Consider the following 18,539-nt stretch of genomic DNA (forward strand, 5'->3'; position numbering starts at 1 on the left):
TTCCGTATAACTTGTAATAACTCAAAGCTAGTAAGGGTTTTCTTGTTACGCAAGTTGACGGAGTAAAAATCACTGAAGGCGCCGAAAGTCGGAGCACTTACAGCACAAAAGCCAAATTTATATATTCTGCTTTAAACCTTTGGTATATAAAATCAACAGCATTTGGTATTCAATTTCTTGCGGTGTACACTGCGTGCAATATTTTTTTGATAAGCACAGGTGGTTATGCACGCACCTACATTTTTGTGGTACGACTTCGAAACATTTGGCACAAGCCCACAAAAAGATCTTCCATGCCAGTTTGCCGCGGTAAGAACGGATATGGATTTAAATGTTGTGGGCAAGTCCATCAATATTATGAGCGCCATTGCCAATGATTACCTTCCTCATCCAGAAGCCTGTTTGGTGACGGGCATAACACCTCAGCAAACGATAAGGGATGGATCGAATGAGGCTGATTTTGCTGCGCGAATTTACCGAGAAATGTCGACCCCAAATACCTGTAGTGTAGGGTTTAATAGTATTCGATTTGATGACGAAGTGTCGCGCTACTTATTTTACCGTAACTTTTACGATCCCTACTCACGAGAATGGCGCAATGGGAATAGCCGTTGGGATATAATTGATGTAGCAAGAGCATGTTATGCATTAAGACCTGATGGGATCAATTGGCCGCAGCGAGAAGATGGCACGCCTAGCTTCAAACTTGAGTCGCTTACCGAAGCAAATAATATTGGCCACGAAAACGCGCACGACGCGCTAAGCGATGTTTACGCAACTATATCACTTGCCAAATTGATAAAAGAGAAGCAACCCCGTTTATTTGAGTACGCGCTTTCACTTCGCAATAAACACACGGTAATGCAGCAAATTGACTTGAGCAAACCCTCTGTACTTCTGCATATATCGTCGAAATTACCGGCATCACAGGGTTGCTGTACCTGGGTGATGCCCATCGCAAAGCATCCTACCAATTCAAATGCCATCATTGCCATAGATTTGTCGCATGATATCGACAGCTTAATAAACGACTCAGCCGAAGACATTGGTCAGGCGCTATATGCGCCAGCAGATGCATACTCTGACGCAAAAGAGCGACCTGGACTGAAACTTATCCATATCAATCGCTCGCCTTTCATCACAACGGCTAAAGCCATGACGGAAGAAAACGCTGTCAGATTAGGGCTTGACCGTGAACATTGCCTTAATAATTACAAGACGCTTGCAAGCAAACCTGAGCTCGTAGCTAAGCTTGTTGAGGTATACAACAAAGAAGTCAGCAGTCCAGAACCTGATGTAGATCATGCTCTATATAGTGGTGGTTTCTTGAATGACGAGGATAGACGTTGGTGCGAGAGTGTTATCAATGCAAAGCCTGATGACCTTGCAACGCTTAGCGAAAACACTCAGCACGAGGGATTGCGCAAACAGCTGTTTAGGTATCGGGCACGAAACTTTCCAAATACGCTTACCGCAGATGAAATGACTAAATGGCAGTATCACCGCCAAGCACGGCTAACAGATCAAGCGTTTGGTGGCTCGATTACCTTAGAAAGCTACATGATGAGGCTTGAGTCTTTGGCGCACGAACACAGCGATAATCCTGACAAGCAGGCTATATTACGAGCGCTCTATCAATATGCTAAAAACCTTTGACGGAGATTTTATAACATCATAAATTAAACCTGCTTGGACAAAGGCGGTAAAGGATAAAACCTAGTCAAGGAATTGGTAAACTCCGCCGATAAGAACAATACACGTGCGCAAGGGAATAAGATGTCATGAACGGCGTAACAATAAGTCTCGATAAATCAAGAACCTACATCAACATCATGCTAAATCCTTCTGAGTTTACGTCAGAGGTTGACAGTCGTGAAGTTAGGCAGCAGTTAGAAAGCGGTGAAACTAAGCGTCTTTATGTGTCAGAGAAATCGCTCAAATCTGCCTGCGACACGGCGAACCATTACTTTAAAACGGGTGATGGTACCGTGGTTCAGGAACGTATAGGCGAACGAAAAAATGCAGAAGTTGAATTTCGTTTGCCTGAAGATGGCATGGTGGCAAATTTAGTGCTTACCACGCCATACGGCGGTAAGCTCCCTTCCCTCGCAACAGTAAAGTCGTTAGCCGTTAAAAATAGAGTTGTTCGCGGTGTCAGCACTAAAAAAATAGAAGCAATGCTGAAAGCAGCTAGAAATGCAGCGCCCGGTACAGTTTTAGAAGAAACCATTGCCAAAGGCCTTCCCGCTAGAAATGGCAAAAATTCTAAATTTGTTCCACTTGTCCCCAACGCGCTAGAACGCGTGCTTAGGCCACAAACCAACGAAGGCGAGCGGGTTGATATGCGTAACTTAGGCGAAGTCATTTGCGTGAAGGTAAACACGCCTGTTCTGCGCCGTACACCGCCGACAAAGGGCCGTACAGGCTTTGACGTGAAAGGAAACACTATTCCTGCTGTTCAAGGAGAATGGATAGATTTCAAAATGGGGACAGGAACGGTAGTGTCTGACAGTGACGCAAACCTATTAATATCGTCAATTTCAGGAATGCCGAAATACCGCGATCAAATTATGAATATTGATGACACCTTTATCTGTAACGGCGTGAACGTTGGTACAGGGCACATAAACTATGAAGGTGCTGTATTAGTCAATGGCGATGTTACCGAAAAAATGCAAATCAAAGCAGCGGGTGATGTCACAATAAACGGCTTTGTTGAATCGGCTTATATTGAATCTGGTGGCGATATCATTATCACTGAAGGCGCCATGGGAAAGGTGAATGATAAGCAAGGTGACTTTCAGTGCAGATTAGTGGCAGCGGGAAGTATTCACGTTCAGCATGGGCAAGGTATCGATATCCAGTGCTCTGGTGATATTACTGTCGGAAGACAACTTGCCTACAGCCGCCTGCGCTGCGGCGGAGCGGTAATTGTGGGGCAAATTGATAAGCCTATGGGGAATCTGTTTGCTTGTGACATTATAAGCCAAGACCGTATTGAAGCGGGAACCCTAGGCGCCGTCTCCGGCAGTACTTTAAAAGTTGATTTCAGCCCTGGTTTTAATCAGTTGTTAGAGCGAAAAGACTCGCTTGACGAACTATTAAGACAAATTCGCGAAAACAACTTAAAACACAAAGAGAAGATTGATTTAATTCAAGCCAAAAAAATACCTAAAGAGCTGCAGCGTAAAGCCGCTGAAGCCCTTGAGCTTTTTAACAACGAAAGTGCATTACTTGAGTGGTTAGAAAACAAAGCAAATGATGTAAAAGCAGCGAAAGAGCACTATCAAGCAGATATCAAGCTTATTGCTAATAAAAGGCTCTACCCTGGTGTTTCTGCCAAGTTAAATAACAGAAACTGGCGTTCTGAAAGGGAATATGACCGCGCTAAAATTCATTACGACTCTCACCAGTGGCATTATGAGCCAATCATTTAGTTAGCGCTTAGCTTTAATTGAACCTTTTAAAGCTGAGCTCCTTTCGATTTTAATCAAGTCGTTTAATTCTTATTCTCTACTGAGCAATGCTCACGTTACCATAGCCTTGTCGCTTAGATTGATATACGGCTTTAATGGTGCGCTCCAGCCAATCGGGAAACTCTTCTGCGTCTCGCAATTCAGACATACCAATAGCAACATTGAATTTATCCCCTAAAAGGAAGTGCGCAAGTAGGCATTCAAGTAGCCTGTCTGCGAGGATTTTTGCTGAATCTAATTGGGTCTGAGGGCAAAGCACCACAAACTGCTCCCCATTGAATCGAGATACAACGTCTACCTCTCGTACCGTATTAAGGCAGTTGTGGGCTACCGCTTTTAACGCTTCTTCTCGAATAGACGGATCGTGCTTATATAAACCTTCATCAACAGGCGTTAAATCGATAGCGATTAAGGTTGCAGTAGTATGGAAACGATGGAAACGTGAAATCTCTTCTTCCGCACGTTGGATCATATGATTGCGATTGTACAACCCAGTAACATTGTCGTGTGCCGAAAGAAAACCTAATGTTTTGTTTTTTTCCAGCAAATTAGCTTGGAGCGCGCTTATCTCCTCATTCTTTTGCTGAATTATGCGCTTGTACCCACCAACATGACGGTTTCTCGAAATAAGCCAAAGCAGCCCCATCAATACAATGATAGAGCTCAGTATCATGACAGTATAATTGCGGCTGTATCGAATTTGCACATTATTCCATTGTTTATAAATTTCTACTTTTCGCGTCTCTGGAATGCGTTCTATTGCGGTGTTTAATTTGTCTACCAAGTAGCTGTAAGACTTGTTGATACCGAATGCTAGAGAGTCAAAAGGCTCTGCGTAACCTACGATGTCCAAATCTTCGAGTTCAAGATTGTTAATGTGCATATTCACGCTCATTAAAGAGCCTACCATCACATCAAATTCACCGTTTGCTAGTTGCTTTAACCCCTCTTCTTCAGAAGGGATGAGCTTTAGTCGCAGACCAGGATAATAGCGCGAAATATACTCGACCTGACGATATCCCTGCACTATCCCAACTGTGCGGTTACCAATGCCGGAATAACCTTGTAACATTGGCATACCTGCACGGGCAACAAGCACGTTGGGCGCTTCAAAATACGGCATACTGAAATCTAAAAACTGCTTGCGGTAGTCGGACGTGTTCAACATAGGAATAACTTGGCATTTGCCTTGTTGAACAAATTCTAAGCTTTCCTGCCAGCTTTGTGTTGGGACGAGCTTAAACTTAAGGTCAGCAAGTTCAGCGATAAGCTGCATATATTGGGCTGAAATACCAACGTGAATGCCATTTCTAATCGCTTCATAAGGCGCCCAGTTAGGGTCGATACAATAGGTTACTTCACTTGCTTTTTGAGAGGCTGATGGTTGCTGGGATTCCGACTGTGAAAGCGTACTAAAGAAAGTGGTTACCAGTAACAGCACTGTGCTGAGCAGGTTTTTTCTTATTTTTTTCAACTGCACACCCAAAAATTTTAAATAGATCAACAACAAATCAACCGCGGAGTATTAAGGGTAAATTCAAAAAATGCAATAAATTCGCTTATTACATCATTCTTTGACTATGTAACACTCTGTCGCTGCTTGAATATAGCCTGATCATATCGTTTTTCTTTTATAATTGCTGCCAGTGACATAACGGCTTTTTCAATATCAGCAAAACTCAAATACAACGGCGCAAAGCCAATGCGAAGAATATTAGGTGCACGAAAATCGGCAATAACACCTTGTGCAATCCATGCTTGGCAAATGGCATAGGCATCCTCATGTGCAAAGGCAATTTGGCTTCCTCTGTTATCCAGCGGCGGGCTTACAACTTTGAGTTCCTCTAGAAGACTCGCCCTTTTAGCCTCAACTATGAAAAATGCCTGTAATTTTTTCGACTTTTCGTCGATAGCCTTCAGTGACACATCATCGAACACATCAAGTGCTGCATCTAAGATGCTCATTCCGATAATACCCGGCGTTCCGCACAGGTTTTGTTTAACAGAGGTATCGGGGGTGTAATCGGGAGAAAAAGAAAATGGCGAGTTGTGCCCCATCCAACCAGATAACGGCTGTTTGTACCTAGCCTGATGGCGACGAGCAACATAAACGAAAGCTGGCGCACCAGGGCCGCCATTTAAGTACTTATAGGTGCAACCTACAGCAAAGTCTACGTTACAATCATCTAGGTACACAGGGAATGCCCCAGCACTATGGGCCAAATCCCACAGCGTCAGAATTCCCTTACTTTGCGCCTGCTCAGTAATAGCTTTCATATCAAGCTTAAAGCCACTTCTAAAATTGACTTGGGTTAACATTAGTACCGCAATATCGTCGGTCAGCTGAGTGCTAATATTACTTTCATCCACATATCGAATACTGTAATCATCGCCCAATAAATCCAGCAAACCTTGCACCATATAAATATCGGTGGGGAAATTATCCCTTGTTGTCGCGATCACTTTTCTTTCGGGGTGCATTTTCAATGCAGCGCTAAGTACCTTAAAAAGGTTAATCGAAATCGAGTCGCAACATATCACTTGCCCTTGTTTCGCACCGACGAGCGTACCTATTTTGTCACCCACCTGTTGCGGTAATGAGATCCACTGATGTTTATTCCAGCTTGTAATAAGACTTTCACCCCACTGCATTTTGACCACCTCACTTGCCCGCTTTTCTGCGTTTTTTGGCAATGGTCCTAGTGAATTACCGTCAAGATAGATTGTATTTTTTGGCAGTAAAAACCTTATTTATCATGTTCACCTAAAACCTCAAGTAAAGCATCAAAGGATGATGAGTCGGGGTGGAGCCAGTCGAAATGCCCACCGTTTGTTATTATTCTATTTTTTGCGCCGGGCATTGTAGCGTGGTGTTCGGGAACAATGCTATCTTCATTACCTTGCAGTAAGGTGACGGAAGGTTGAATGTCAGTTGCTACTGGCGTGGCCAGTTGGTACTCGTGTTCCTTTTCAGAGGGTAAGCCCTGCATAAATTGAGGCGTAGCGGTCTGACAGCTATTTTCTCCAAGTGCATAACTTTGCACATTTGTGATAGCGGCAAGCCCTATCACCTGCTTGATGTTTTTGCCTAAATCACTGCGCGAAAGTTGCTGTGCAGCAAGCAAGGCAAGATGGCCACCTGCTGAGTGACCTACCACAAAAATATTGCGGTAATCATCTGCCGTAACTATTTTTTCTAGCGATGCTTTCACTGCTTTTGTTACATCATTCAGGCTACCAGGCCAGCCACCACCCTCATCGCCGACACGCCGATACTCTATTGCAAAGACACCCACCCCTAACTCCGCCAACGCGTTATAAAATCCTTTAGCATGGTCGTATCCGTATGCATTTAGCCAGCATCCACCATGCACAAAAATTATGGCGTCCCCAGCAACCCTACTCTGAACACCATTGCGGCCATGCCACATATACACTGTCTGAAGCGGGTCTTCGCCATAACTGAACTGAGAATCATGCTCCCTCATTGGCAAGACACCCAAGGCAGAATATGGAACCTGAGTCAGGAAGTGCGAGTTTGCATTCGAGTCTGGGTTTGGATGGATATTGGCGTGGGTGTCATTCGAAGAAACATTCAAGGGCGACTTCCGTTGATTAATGTGGGTGTCTTTGTAATTTAAGCTTGTTTGAGAGACATCCATCGCAGAAGAAGCAGCGACGTTAGCGTGAGTAATCGGCGTTGAGTCTGAATGAGTGTCATTCGAATCATCATTCGAACTAGAGCTCAGTTTATTGATGTGGGTGTCTTTGTAACTTAAATTGATATCCACTTTCTGTATTGGCATCGCGTGAGTATAAGTTACAGGTGCAAAAATAATGAGCACCGTTAAAATGGCTGTACGGACTGGGTTGAGAGGGAATTTCATATTTGTCGATTTTATTTTTATTGAACCACAGAGTACCAGCGATGTGATGGTACTCCATGATTAATTTTTTGACATATTTACGCTCGTTTCAGCCTATAGCATTTCAATTGCAAGCGCTACGCCTTCACCACCACCAATACATAAAGATGCGATACCTTTGCGACCACCGCGTTGCTTAAGCGCGTGAACTAGTGTTACCAAAATGCGTGCACCAGAGGCTCCAATTGGGTGACCCAATGCACAAGCGCCGCCTTTAACGTTTACTTTACTTTCATCTAGTCCAAGCTTCTTGACTGCCAACATGGTTACCATGGCAAATGCTTCGTTAATTTCGAAAAGATCGACTTCTTCTTTCGTCCAACCTGCTTTATCCAGCACTTTTTCCATAGCGCCAACAGGCGCAACGGTGAAGTTTTCAGGTTCAATAGAATTTGTAGCGTGAGCAACCACGCGCGCAAGCGGTGCTAGACCAAGTTCATTTGCTTTGCTTTCGCTCATTACAACCAGTGCCGCTGCACCGTCAGAGATTGAGCTTGAGTTAGCAGCCGTGACCGTACCGTCTTTTTTGAAAGCCGGTCTTAGTGTTGGAATTTTTTCTGGGCGAGCGGAACCTGGGCCTTCATCGGTATCAACAACAGTATCGCCCTTACGAGAAGAAACTGTAACAGGTACTATTTCATCGACGAAAGTTCCGCTGTTTATTGCTTCATGTGCCTTCGAAAGCGAGCTTAGTGCAAACTCATCCATTTCACCGCGAGAAATATTTTCTTCATCAGCAGTATCCTGCGCGAAGCAGCCCATTGCTTTGCCGTCATAGGCATTTTCCAGACCGTCTAGCATCATATGATCAAGTACTTGACCATGGCCCATACGATATCCCGTTCTAGCTTTAGGCAACATGTATGGCGCATTACTCATGCTTTCCATTCCGCCTGCCACGACTGCTGTCGCACTGCCTGCTTTAATTAAGTCGTGCGCCATCATTACCGCTTTTAAGCCCGACCCACATACTTTGTTGATAGTTGTCACACCTGCACTAAGCGGAAGCCCCGCCCCCAGTGACGCTTGTCGCGCCGGAGATTGACCAAGACCAGCAGGTAATACACACCCCATGATGACTTCATCAATTACAGAGACATCCATCTCTTCACAGGCTGCTTTAATCGCAACTTCTCCAAGTTTGGTCGCAGCAAGCGAAGACAAATTACCGTTGAAACCACCCATTGGTGTGCGCTTAGCCGCGACAATAACTACTGATTCGTTACTCATAACCGTGCCCTTAAAATTCATTTAAATTATAGAGTTAAGTGAAGAAAACCACGTAGATGTATACAAAAGTAAACACCCCTAACAGCTACAACGCTTTACCTTCACCATGAAAAATTGACGTTAGCAAAATGTTACTTTACCTTAACGTAAAATGTAATTAACGTTAACGTAAACCTGTACTAAGTATGTGTCAACCAAACACTACGTTTTAATATAGCGGTATATAAAACCATCTACCTTAAAACGATAGTGCTATTGCAATGACACCCAACCTAATACAGAGAATTTAATTACAAAGACACCCACGTTAAAACAAGGGTGTTAAACAGCGCTGAAATACAAGGTACGTGTAATGAGCAATTACGACGACGAAACAACATATGCAATAGGCGAACTCGCTCGAGAGTTTGACATTACTCCTCGTTCAATTCGTTTTTACGAAGAACAAGGCCTAATGTCACCGTCAAGAACGGGACAAAATCGCGTTTATCTGAACAAAGATAGAGTGCGCTTAAAGCTGATCTTGCGAGGAAAACGACTAGGATTTTCCCTTGCTGAAGTCAAAACACTGTTCGACATGTACGACACCAACCCCAATTCGGCTATTCAGTTAGAAGCCATGCTTGAAATGACTGAACAGAAAAGAGCGGTGCTTAAACAGCAGTTAGAAGATATCCAGATGTTAATGACTGAACTGGATGATGTTGAAGCACGTTGCCGTGAAGAACTCGCAGAACTCAAACGAGGAAATATCGCATGAACACCTCCTACCCTACTTTAAATTTTGGACTTGGCGAAGACATCGAGATGTTACGTGATCAGGTCTATCAATTTGCACAAAATGAGATTGCTCCTCTTGCTGAACAAGCAGACGCAGATAACCAATTCCCAAACCAATTGTGGAAAAAACTTGGCGATATGGGCCTATTGGGCGTTACTGTTTCAGAGCAATACGGTGGCTCTGATATGGGCTACCTTGCGCATACTATCGCAATGGAAGAAGTTAGCCGCGCATCAGGTGGTATCGGTTTGAGCTATGGCGCGCATTCCAATCTTTGTGTTAACCAAATCTTTAAAAATGGTAATGATGCTCAGCGTGAAAAATACCTGCCTAAGTTAGTAAGCGGTGAACATATTGGTGCACTGGCAATGAGTGAACCGAATGCAGGTTCGGACGTTGTTAGCATGAAGTTGAAAGCTGAAAAACGCGGCGACAAATACATCTTAAACGGCAATAAGATGTGGATCACAAACGGTCCTGATGCACATACCTTTGTTATCTACGCGAAGACCGACCCTAACGCGGGTCCACGAGGGATCACAGCGTTTATCGTAGAACGCGATTTCCCTGGCTTTAGCCGCGCACAGAAACTCGACAAACTTGGTATGCGCTCTTCTAATACCTGTGAATTAGTATTCGAAGATTGCGAAGTACCAGCTGAGAACATTCTTGGCAAAGAAGGCGAAGGCGTTCGCGTACTTATGAGTGGCCTAGATTATGAGCGCCTTGTTTTGTCAGGTGGCCCGCTAGGCATTATGCAATCGTGCATGGATATCGTAGTACCTTACATTCACGACCGTCAGCAGTTTGGGCAATCAATTGGTCAATTCCAGCTAGTACAAGGTAAAGTAGCTGACATGTATACGCAAATGAATGCCGCACGCGCGTATGTTTACACCGTTGCACAGTCATGCGATCGCGGTGAAACAACGCGAAAAGATGCTGCTGGCGCTATCCTTTATTCAGCGGAACTAGCAACCAAAATGGCATTAGACGCCATTCAGCTACTTGGTGGTAATGGCTACATCAACGAATACCCGACAGGCCGACTATTACGTGATGCCAAGCTTTATGAAATTGGCGCAGGAACGTCTGAAATTCGCCGAATGCTTATAGGCCGCGAGCTATTTAACGAATCGAAATAACACGGAGTTTTGGGTGAAAAAAACTTCGTTTGAAACAAGAAAAGCTTAGGCATTCCTTGTGTCATAGAAGTTAGGAAGACACCCACTCTTCTCCATTTTAAGTAGATTTAGAAAAGCTGAACTTTTAATAGGCTAATGAATTGCAAAGACACCCACCGCAGCGAAAGCGCTTAGCATGGGTGTCTTGCTAATCATCTTGCTAACTAGTGGCTAACGCGACAGCCGTCGCATAGGCCCAACACAAGGAGGGGTTATGCCCGTTCTTCGCTCAAGTATAAATACGAAATCTGAAACATTTATCGCAAATGCCGAATACATGCAGGCTCAGGTAAATGATCTCCTCGAAAAAATCGAACAAATTTGCCAAGGTGGCGGCGAAAAAGCAGCTGAACGCCACGTGTCTCGAGGAAAACTTCTACCACGCGACCGAATCAACGCACTGATTGACCCAGACACGCCTTTTCTAGAGATTGGCCAATTGGCTGCATGGGAAGTCTACGAAGACTATGTACCTTGTGCCGGAGTCGTTGCCGGTATCGGTATCGTTGCAGGTATCGAGTGTATGATTGTAGCTAACGATGCTACTGTAAAAGGCGGGACGTACTACCCCCTTACCGTGAAAAAGCACCTTCGCGCTCAGACTATCGCAGAGCAAAATAACCTACCTTGTATTTACTTAGTAGATTCAGGTGGCGCTAACTTACCTCGCCAAGATGATGTATTCCCAGATAGAGAGCACTTTGGTCGCATCTTTTTTAATCAAGCGAATATGTCTGCTAAGAATATTCCTCAAATTGCGGTAGTAATGGGTTCCTGTACAGCTGGTGGTGCTTATGTTCCCGCCATGGCTGATGAAAGCATTATCGTTAAAGAACAAGCGACTATTTTTCTGGGCGGCCCACCGCTTGTTAAAGCTGCAACAGGTGAAGTTGTTACCGCAGAAGAGCTTGGCGGTGGTGACGTTCATACTCGAATTTCGGGCGTTGCCGACCATCTCGCCAACAACGACCACCACGCACTCTCATTAGCGCGTAATGCTGTCTCCAGACTAAACCGAAAGAAGCCAGAATGCCTAGATGTGGCCGAGGTAAAACCTCCACGCTACGACACCAAAGAAATTTACGGCATTGTGCCTGCTGATAGTCGTCATACATACGATGTAAGAGAAATCATTGCGCGTGTTGTGGATGACTCAGACTTTGATGAGTTCAAACCGCTTTACGGCACAACCTTGGTTTGTGGTTTTGCGCGCATTTTCGGTTTCCCCGTAGGCATTGTGGCTAACAACGGCATACTGTTCGGTGAAAGCGCGCTTAAAGGTGCTCATTTTGTCGAACTATGCGCCATGCGAAAAATCCCTCTCGTGTTTTTGCAAAACATCACAGGCTTTATGGTCGGTAAGCAATACGAGCACGGCGGTATCGCAAAACACGGCGCAAAAATGGTAACCGCCGTTGCATGTGCGAATGTGCCAAAGCTCACTGTCCTTATCGGCGGCAGTTTCGGTGCAGGCAACTACGGCATGTGCGGCAGAGCCTATGACCCACGTTTCCTTTTCATGTGGCCAAACGCTCGAATCTCTGTAATGGGTGGTGAACAAGCTGCAGGCGTTCTCGCTCAGGTTAAGCGCGACCAAAAAGAGCGCTCAGGCGAATCATGGTCGGAAGAAGAAGAAAAGGCATTTAAACAACCTGTTATCGATAAGTACGAAAAACAAGGACATCCATACTATGCGTCTGCAAGGCTTTGGGATGATGGCGTTATTGACCCAGCAGATACGCGATTAGTGCTTGGTCTATCGCTTTCAGCGGCGCTAAACAAGCCTATCGAAGACACCCAATTTGGCATATTTAGAATGTAGGAGTGCAGGTAATGGAACAATCAGTTATTTACAGCGTAGATGAAAGAAACATTGCCACTGTTACTTTAAACAGAGCTGAAAAACATAATGCCTTTGACGACGAAATGATAAACGAGCTTACTCGCGTTTTTAAAAAAGCGGGGGAAGATAAAAGCGTTAGGGCACTAATCCTAAGAGCTGAAGGCAAAAGTTTCAGTGCAGGGGCCGATCTTAACTGGATGAAAAAAATGGCCAGTTATACCGAAGCGCAAAATGAAAGTGATGCTCTTGCATTAGCAACCATGCTGCAGACGCTTTATAAAATGCCGAAGCCCACAATAGCAAGAGTACAAGGCGCAGCTTTTGGCGGCGCTGTTGGTTTAATTGCATGCTGCGATATTGCTATTGGAAGCAAACTCAGTAAATTTTGCTTAAGTGAAGTTAAAATTGGCCTTATTCCAGCAACTATCAGCCCTTATGTGGTGGAAGCAATGGGCGCACGAGTATGCCGACGCTACTTCCAGACCGCTGAAGTATTTTCTGCGCGCAGGGCAAGGCGGCTTGGGCTTCTGAGTGAATCAGTTACAGAAGACGAACTCGATAGCACTATCGACAATATTTTATCAAACATACTGAAAAACGGCCCCCAAGCAGTGGCGAAAGCAAAAGACTTAGTGCAATGGGTGTCTACACAAGAGATTAACGATGCGCTTCTCACAAAGACAAGCAAACTTATCGCACAAGTTAGGACATCTGAAGAAGGTCAAGAAGGTCTGTCAGCCTTTTTAGAAAAGCGCAGTGCTTCATGGGTGGAGGTTAAGAATGATAAATAAATTACTAATTGCAAACCGTGGTGAAATTGCATGCCGCGTTATAAAGACAGCCAACGCTCAAGGTATAAAGACGGTCGCCGTTTACTCTGACGCCGACAAAAATGCCCTTCATGTACAAATGGCTGATGAAGCTATCTATTTAGGGCCATCTCCATCAAAGGAAAGTTATTTACGAGGCGAGTTGATCATTGAAAAAGCAAAGGAGCTTGGTGTAGACGCTATCCACCCAGGCTACGGCTTTCTCTCGGAAAATGCTGAATTTGCGAATCTATGCGCCAAAAACAATATTATCTTTGTAGGCCCACCAGCATCTGCAATTGAAGCGATGGGGTCTAAGTCTGCCGCCAAACACATTATGGAAAAAGCAGGTGTTCCTTTGGTACCGGGTTATCACGGCGACGATCAAAATGAAGCGGTATTAAAAGGCGCTGCCGATGAAATGGGCTATCCAGTTCTACTAAAAGCCGCTGCTGGCGGTGGCGGTAAGGGCATGCGCCAAGTTTGGAGTGAAAAAGAGTTTTCTCAAGCATTAAACGCAGCCAAACGTGAATCTATGGCGAGCTTTGGTGACGACCACATGCTGGTTGAAAAGTACCTGACGCGCCCGCGTCATGTTGAAATTCAAGTTTTCTGTGACACCCATGGCAACGGCGTATACCTTTTCGAGCGTGATTGTTCAGTTCAACGCCGACACCAAAAGATTATTGAAGAAGCCCCTGCCCCCAACATGTCTCAGTCAGTTAGAGAAAAAATGGGTGAAGCGGCGATACTCGCGGCGAAAGCCATTAACTACGTAGGTGCGGGAACGGTTGAGTTTTTACTTGATGAAGACGATTCATTTTACTTCATGGAAATGAATACACGCTTGCAAGTAGAGCATCCTGTGACAGAAATGATCACCCGTGAGGATTTGGTTCACTGGCAATTAACTATTGCCGAAGGAAAGCCCCTTCCTAAACAGCAAAGTGAACTCTCGTTAACAGGACACGCATTCGAAGCGCGCATTTATGCCGAAGATCCAAACAACGAGTTTCTACCTTCTACCGGCACACTGTGCCTTTTACGTACGCCAAAAGAAAATGACGTAGTTCGCGTTGATACCGGCGTTGTCGAAGGTGATGAGGTAAGCGTTTTTTACGACCCTATGATTGCCAAGCTTGTAGTTTGGGGAGAGAACCGCGAGATTGCGCTCAAGCGTCTAATTAGTGCTTTGGGTGACTACTATATTGATGGTGTAAGCACAAATATCGACTTCCTAAAGCGTGTCGCTACACACCCTGCGTTCGTTGCCGCTGAGCTTACAACTACGTTTGTGGAGAAACACCACGATTCGTTGTTTAGCGCGACCGCTAACGAAGAAACTAGCAATGACACCCACGCTAACATTCCAGCAATGGCATTACTTTCGCTATTAAATAGAAAGACTTCAGGGAGTAATAAGACCCCAGCGGTATGGTCAACTGCAGGTGCGTGGCGGGCCAATGCAAATAATACAGAAACCCTAAGCCTACTTTGCAATCAAGACGAAGTGCATGTTGAGGTTAAGCACCTCTCAGCGGAACATGCTTGGGAACTAACTGTAGGCGAAAAAACTTATAAAGTAGACGGCAACCTTGTTGATAGCACTTTGCAAGCAACGATTAATGGCTACAAATCAACATTCACATTTTCAAACACTAACGATACGTTCACTCTTTTTAACAAAGACACCCATGCTACTTTCAGCAGAATCTCAGCATCACTAGGTGACGATAGTGGCGATGCTAATGATGCTAATTTCAGTGCCCCGATGAACGGAACCATAGTGGCGCATTTGGTCGAAAAGGGTGTATTGGTCAAAAAAGGCGATCCTATATTAGTTATGGAAGCGATGAAAATGGAGCACAGCATCATTGCCCCGCACGATGGTGCAGTGGAAGAGTTCTTTTTCAATCCTGGTGAACTAGTTGACGGTGGCGCAACACTGTTGGCGTTCTCCACTAAAGAAGCTGCCGAGGTTTGATGTGATGTTTCCTAAAGAAGTGAGTATTGTTGAAGTAGGTCCTCGAGATGGCCTTCAGAATGAAAAGCAGGCCTTAAGCGCCGAACAAAAGATTGAACTTATTCAACTTCTTTCTAAAACTGGCCTTAATCGTATCGAAGCAGGAAGCTTTGTGTCTCCCAAATGGGTGCCACAAATGGCAAACTCAGATGCGGTTTTTAAAGCGCTTAACCAAGAAGACAAGGTTCATTATTCTGCATTGACACCCAATCTCAAAGGCTTAGAAGCAGCCATTGAAGCGGGAGCGAAAGAGGTTGCAGTATTCGGTGCTGCCTCTGAGTCCTTTTCACAAAAGAACATCAACTGTTCTATAAACGAGAGCTTAAAGCGTTTCGAGGCCGTGTTTGACTTGGCAAGCGAAAACAAAATCAAAGTGAGGGGCTATGTTTCATGCGTAATGGGGTGCCCTTATGAGGGTGAAGTCTCACCTAGTGCCGTAACACACGTAAGTAAGGAACTCATTGACATGGGGTGTTACGAAGTATCCCTTGGCGATACTATCGGCGTAGGCACACCAATGTCTACAAGACTGTTATTAGATGACGTCTTGAAAGAGATTAATGTCAGCAAAGTTGCCGCCCACTTCCATGATACATATGGACAAGCGTTAGTAAATTTATATACGGCTTTGGGGTACGGTGTGGCGACCATAGATTCAGCTGTCGCTGGCCTAGGAGGCTGCCCATATGCCAAAGGAGCAAGTGGAAATGTTGCCACTGAAGATGTTGTTTATATGCTCAACGGTATGGGGATCGCAACTGGAGTGAGTATTGAAAAATTGCTTTCGGCGTCTTCATATATATCTGAAGTTTTAGGGCGCTCACCTGTATCGAAAGCAGCCAATGCGCTTTTAACTAAATAGTCATTTTTTATTCAGCCTCCTTTAGTAAGTAGACACCCATCTTAAGCATATATGTTGCTGATATGTTGGGTGTCTATGCAGCACCTCACTGATTTGTTGGGTGTCTTAATAACGCTTCACTTTTTACCAAACAACCAGTTTTCAAGCGTAAAACCGCCCTCTCGTTCAGGTCACAGTCTTCCCCATACAATGTTAAGGTTAAAATCATTAATACTACCTAGATGAATAATTAGACATGGCACAAAGCAGGAAGTCACTTATTAGCCTTCAAGACACGCCTTATTACCATTGTATCTCTCGCTGCGTAAGACGAAGCTACCTATGCGGGTTCGACCGCGTTAGCAACATCAGTTACGAGCACAGAAAATCCTGGGTTGAAAAAAGGCTTTTGTTTTTAAGCAAAGTCTTCGCCATCGAAATCTGTGCTTACGCAGTAATGAGCAACCATGTACATATTGTTTTGTGCGTTAACAAAAACGCGGCACTTTCCTGGTCAATAAACTCGGTGTTAAAACAGTGGCATAAAATGCACAAAGGTACACTCTTGACGCAAAAATACATGAAAGGCGAAGTACTTAGCGAAAGGGAGTTAGAAACGGTGAAAAGTACGGCTGAAGTGTATAGAAAAAGGCTCTTTGACATTAGTTGGTTCATGAGAAACTTAAACGAGTTTATCGCAAGGAAAGCGAACGAAGAAGATGATTGCACCGGCAGGTTTTGGGAGGGACGCTTTCGCTCTCAAGCACTGCTAACAGAAAAGGCTTTATTATCGTGTATGGCTTATGTTGATTTAAACCCGATACGAGCAGGAGCTGCAGCGAGCCTAGAAGAATCGCTTAATACGAGCATTCATAAAAGATTGACTCTTCGTATGTCTACCAATAAATCCGAAAAAGGATTGATACCATTTAAATGCCAAAGAATGAGTCGAAATCGACGCTGCTTAAACTTTTCTTTGCAAAGCTATTATGAGCTTTTAAACAGCTCAATTAAATCATTGCGTAACCACGACGAGGACGCCTCACCAAGGGAAAATCACTCGGAGCTTGAGCTAGTCGGCCTAAACCAAACTCAGTGGGCTCAGGTAATAAGACACTTTGAGAGTGCGTTCTCGGTCGCTGCTGGAGACACGGCCTCTATGCAAAAGTTTAAAATACACACTAATAGAAAGCGGATGGCTAAACAAACATCTGCCACGCTTTGCTTTGACCCTGCCTAGTCTACTTTTCAGAGGGAAGAATAAAGGTCATAACGATGGCAATCAAAAGCATACCGGTCATGATGTAAACTACAGAAAACGGTAGAACAGGCGTTAGCGCTGCATAGAGCGCACCAAATGATAACAATACTATCCCTATTGCAGTGTTAGAAAAGCCAACAAGTTCGGTTCTCTCATGGCCATCTTTAACATCTAAGCTATAAGTCTTTCTACCTGTTCGTACACCTGTGTGAGCAATTGAAAGTAGGAAAAACAGAATTGCAGAAGTAATAATTGAAGTGGACTCTAAAAAAAGAAGCGCGCCACATGCGCTCAATGCTAATACCCCTGACAACTGTAGAGTTAACCGAGCGCTTTTATCTGCGACTTTTCCCCAAATAATAGACGATAGGAGCGCCGCCAAAGCTTCAGCGCCTATATATATGGGAAGAAGCTCTTTCGCGTCTTCACTTCGTTCAATCATGAAATAAGGAGCCACGAGTGCCGAATGGACAAAAAGCCCTCTTACAAAAATGAACTTATAAACGGTAGAATCAAAATTAACGTTTAATGCTTGCCCCTCGTCTCTTCCGGTATCTACATGTGTCTTCACCGGCCATACACAAATCAATGTCAGCACAAATGAGAGCAGGCTTCCACCTAAAATAAACAGTAGAACATTGGACGATAAAGCCTCATCGAAAATTACTAAAGGTATCGCTATTGCTAAGGTCACAACACCAGATACAGTAGACGCTATCCCTATAAGGTTTCCCCGCTCGCCTTTTTTCGCAACATCAGCCTCCATGTCTTTAACGGTTAATGAACAAGCAGAGCGGCCTAAACTTAGAAGTACTAGTGCAAAAAGAAGCAGCGCTCCCGCTGTAAAGCCAGAAAAATACACGACAGATAACAGCATTACGAGTACTGAGAATGCCTGCACCATCATACCCACACGCCAGACGACATGCCTTTGAGTATGTTTGCGAAGATAGATACTGATAAAAACCTGAGGAAGAAGTGCACCCGACTCTCTGATTGGTACTAACCAGCCCACCATCCAAATCGGAGCCCCAACGCTTACAAGAATTGCGGTTAAAGTTGTTTTAGCTGAGATAAGTAAGTCAGCGAGCTTGTTAAGAGAGAGGCCCGCTACAAGAAGATTTTTTTCTTTCATAAAGAGACTGTAACTAATTTTGTGTAACTG

The 18,539-nt window shown here is 44.5% G+C and carries 14 protein-coding genes; 9 read left to right on the forward strand and 5 right to left on the reverse strand.

Annotated features, from left to right (window positions below; all coding sequences use genetic code 11):
• The first annotated feature begins 225 nt into the window (after positions 1–225).
• Together sbcB and ACX5KA_RS19090 are read left to right on the forward strand one after the other, a co-directional pair.
• Positions 226–1,656: an exodeoxyribonuclease I gene (sbcB, locus tag ACX5KA_RS19085; RefSeq protein WP_458731952.1), complete on the forward strand. Its 1,431-nt coding sequence runs from the start codon at positions 226–228 to the stop codon at positions 1,654–1,656.
• A gap of 125 nt (positions 1,657–1,781) precedes the next feature.
• Complete coding sequence (locus tag ACX5KA_RS19090; protein WP_458731953.1) at positions 1,782–3,437, forward strand: FapA family protein; 1,656 nt, start codon at positions 1,782–1,784, stop codon at positions 3,435–3,437.
• A 76-nt stretch (positions 3,438–3,513) separates the two neighbouring features.
• Here the strand turns inward: ACX5KA_RS19090 and ACX5KA_RS19095 are convergent, their stop codons facing one another.
• The 4 genes from ACX5KA_RS19095 to ACX5KA_RS19110 all read right to left on the reverse strand — a co-directional run bounded on the left by ACX5KA_RS19095 (position 3,514) and on the right by ACX5KA_RS19110 (position 8,632).
• A complete protein-coding gene (locus tag ACX5KA_RS19095) occupies positions 3,514–4,950 on the reverse strand; it encodes a diguanylate cyclase (RefSeq protein WP_458731954.1) in 1,437 nt (478 codons plus the stop codon).
• A gap of 104 nt (positions 4,951–5,054) precedes the next feature.
• On the reverse strand, positions 5,055–6,227 hold the full coding sequence (kynU, locus tag ACX5KA_RS19100; RefSeq protein WP_458731960.1) for a kynureninase: 1,173 nt from the start codon (positions 6,225–6,227) through the stop codon (positions 5,055–5,057).
• Positions 6,224–7,363, reverse strand: coding sequence for an alpha/beta hydrolase family protein (locus ACX5KA_RS19105; protein ID WP_458731955.1), 1,140 nt, complete (start codon positions 7,361–7,363; stop codon positions 6,224–6,226). The genes kynU and ACX5KA_RS19105 overlap by 4 nt, the downstream gene beginning before the upstream one ends.
• Positions 7,364–7,456: 93 nt before the next feature.
• Positions 7,457–8,632: a thiolase family protein gene (locus ACX5KA_RS19110; protein WP_039223857.1), complete on the reverse strand. Its 1,176-nt coding sequence runs from the start codon at positions 8,630–8,632 to the stop codon at positions 7,457–7,459.
• A gap of 352 nt (positions 8,633–8,984) precedes the next feature.
• Between ACX5KA_RS19110 and ACX5KA_RS19115 the strand changes: the two genes are divergently transcribed.
• The 7 genes from ACX5KA_RS19115 to ACX5KA_RS19145 all read left to right on the forward strand — a co-directional run bounded on the left by ACX5KA_RS19115 (position 8,985) and on the right by ACX5KA_RS19145 (position 17,353).
• A complete protein-coding gene (locus ACX5KA_RS19115; protein WP_458731956.1) occupies positions 8,985–9,392 on the forward strand; it encodes a MerR family transcriptional regulator in 408 nt (135 codons plus the stop codon).
• Positions 9,389–10,558, forward strand: a complete 1,170-nt coding sequence (locus ACX5KA_RS19120; RefSeq protein ID WP_014998097.1) for an isovaleryl-CoA dehydrogenase — start codon at positions 9,389–9,391, stop codon at positions 10,556–10,558. Before ACX5KA_RS19115 ends, ACX5KA_RS19120 begins: the two co-directional genes overlap by 4 nt.
• Before the next feature lie 253 nt (positions 10,559–10,811).
• Positions 10,812–12,419, forward strand: a complete 1,608-nt coding sequence (locus ACX5KA_RS19125; RefSeq protein WP_458731957.1) for a carboxyl transferase domain-containing protein — start codon at positions 10,812–10,814, stop codon at positions 12,417–12,419.
• Positions 12,420–12,430: 11 nt separating this feature from the next.
• Positions 12,431–13,231, forward strand: a complete 801-nt coding sequence (locus ACX5KA_RS19130) for an enoyl-CoA hydratase/isomerase family protein (protein WP_014949158.1) — start codon at positions 12,431–12,433, stop codon at positions 13,229–13,231.
• Positions 13,221–15,233 (forward strand): acetyl/propionyl/methylcrotonyl-CoA carboxylase subunit alpha, encoded by a 2,013-nt coding sequence (locus ACX5KA_RS19135; RefSeq protein WP_458731958.1) that lies wholly within the window; start codon positions 13,221–13,223, stop codon positions 15,231–15,233. Before ACX5KA_RS19130 ends, ACX5KA_RS19135 begins: the two co-directional genes overlap by 11 nt.
• Positions 15,234–15,237: 4 nt before the next feature.
• Positions 15,238–16,134 carry a hydroxymethylglutaryl-CoA lyase gene (locus ACX5KA_RS19140; RefSeq protein ID WP_458731961.1) on the forward strand — a complete coding sequence of 299 codons (897 nt, stop codon included), beginning with the start codon at positions 15,238–15,240 and terminating at the stop codon, positions 16,132–16,134.
• Positions 16,135–16,369: 235 nt separating this feature from the next.
• Complete coding sequence (locus tag ACX5KA_RS19145; RefSeq protein WP_039223844.1) at positions 16,370–17,353, forward strand: transposase; 984 nt, start codon at positions 16,370–16,372, stop codon at positions 17,351–17,353.
• 1 nt (position 17,354) lies between these two features.
• On the opposite strand, the gene ACX5KA_RS19150 is transcribed toward ACX5KA_RS19145, so the two are convergent.
• Positions 17,355–18,539, reverse strand: a 1,185-nt coding sequence (locus tag ACX5KA_RS19150; RefSeq protein WP_458731959.1) for an MFS transporter, incomplete at its 5' end; no start/stop codon positions are given.

The sequence above is a fragment of the Alteromonas alvinellae genome, from assembly GCF_902705805.1.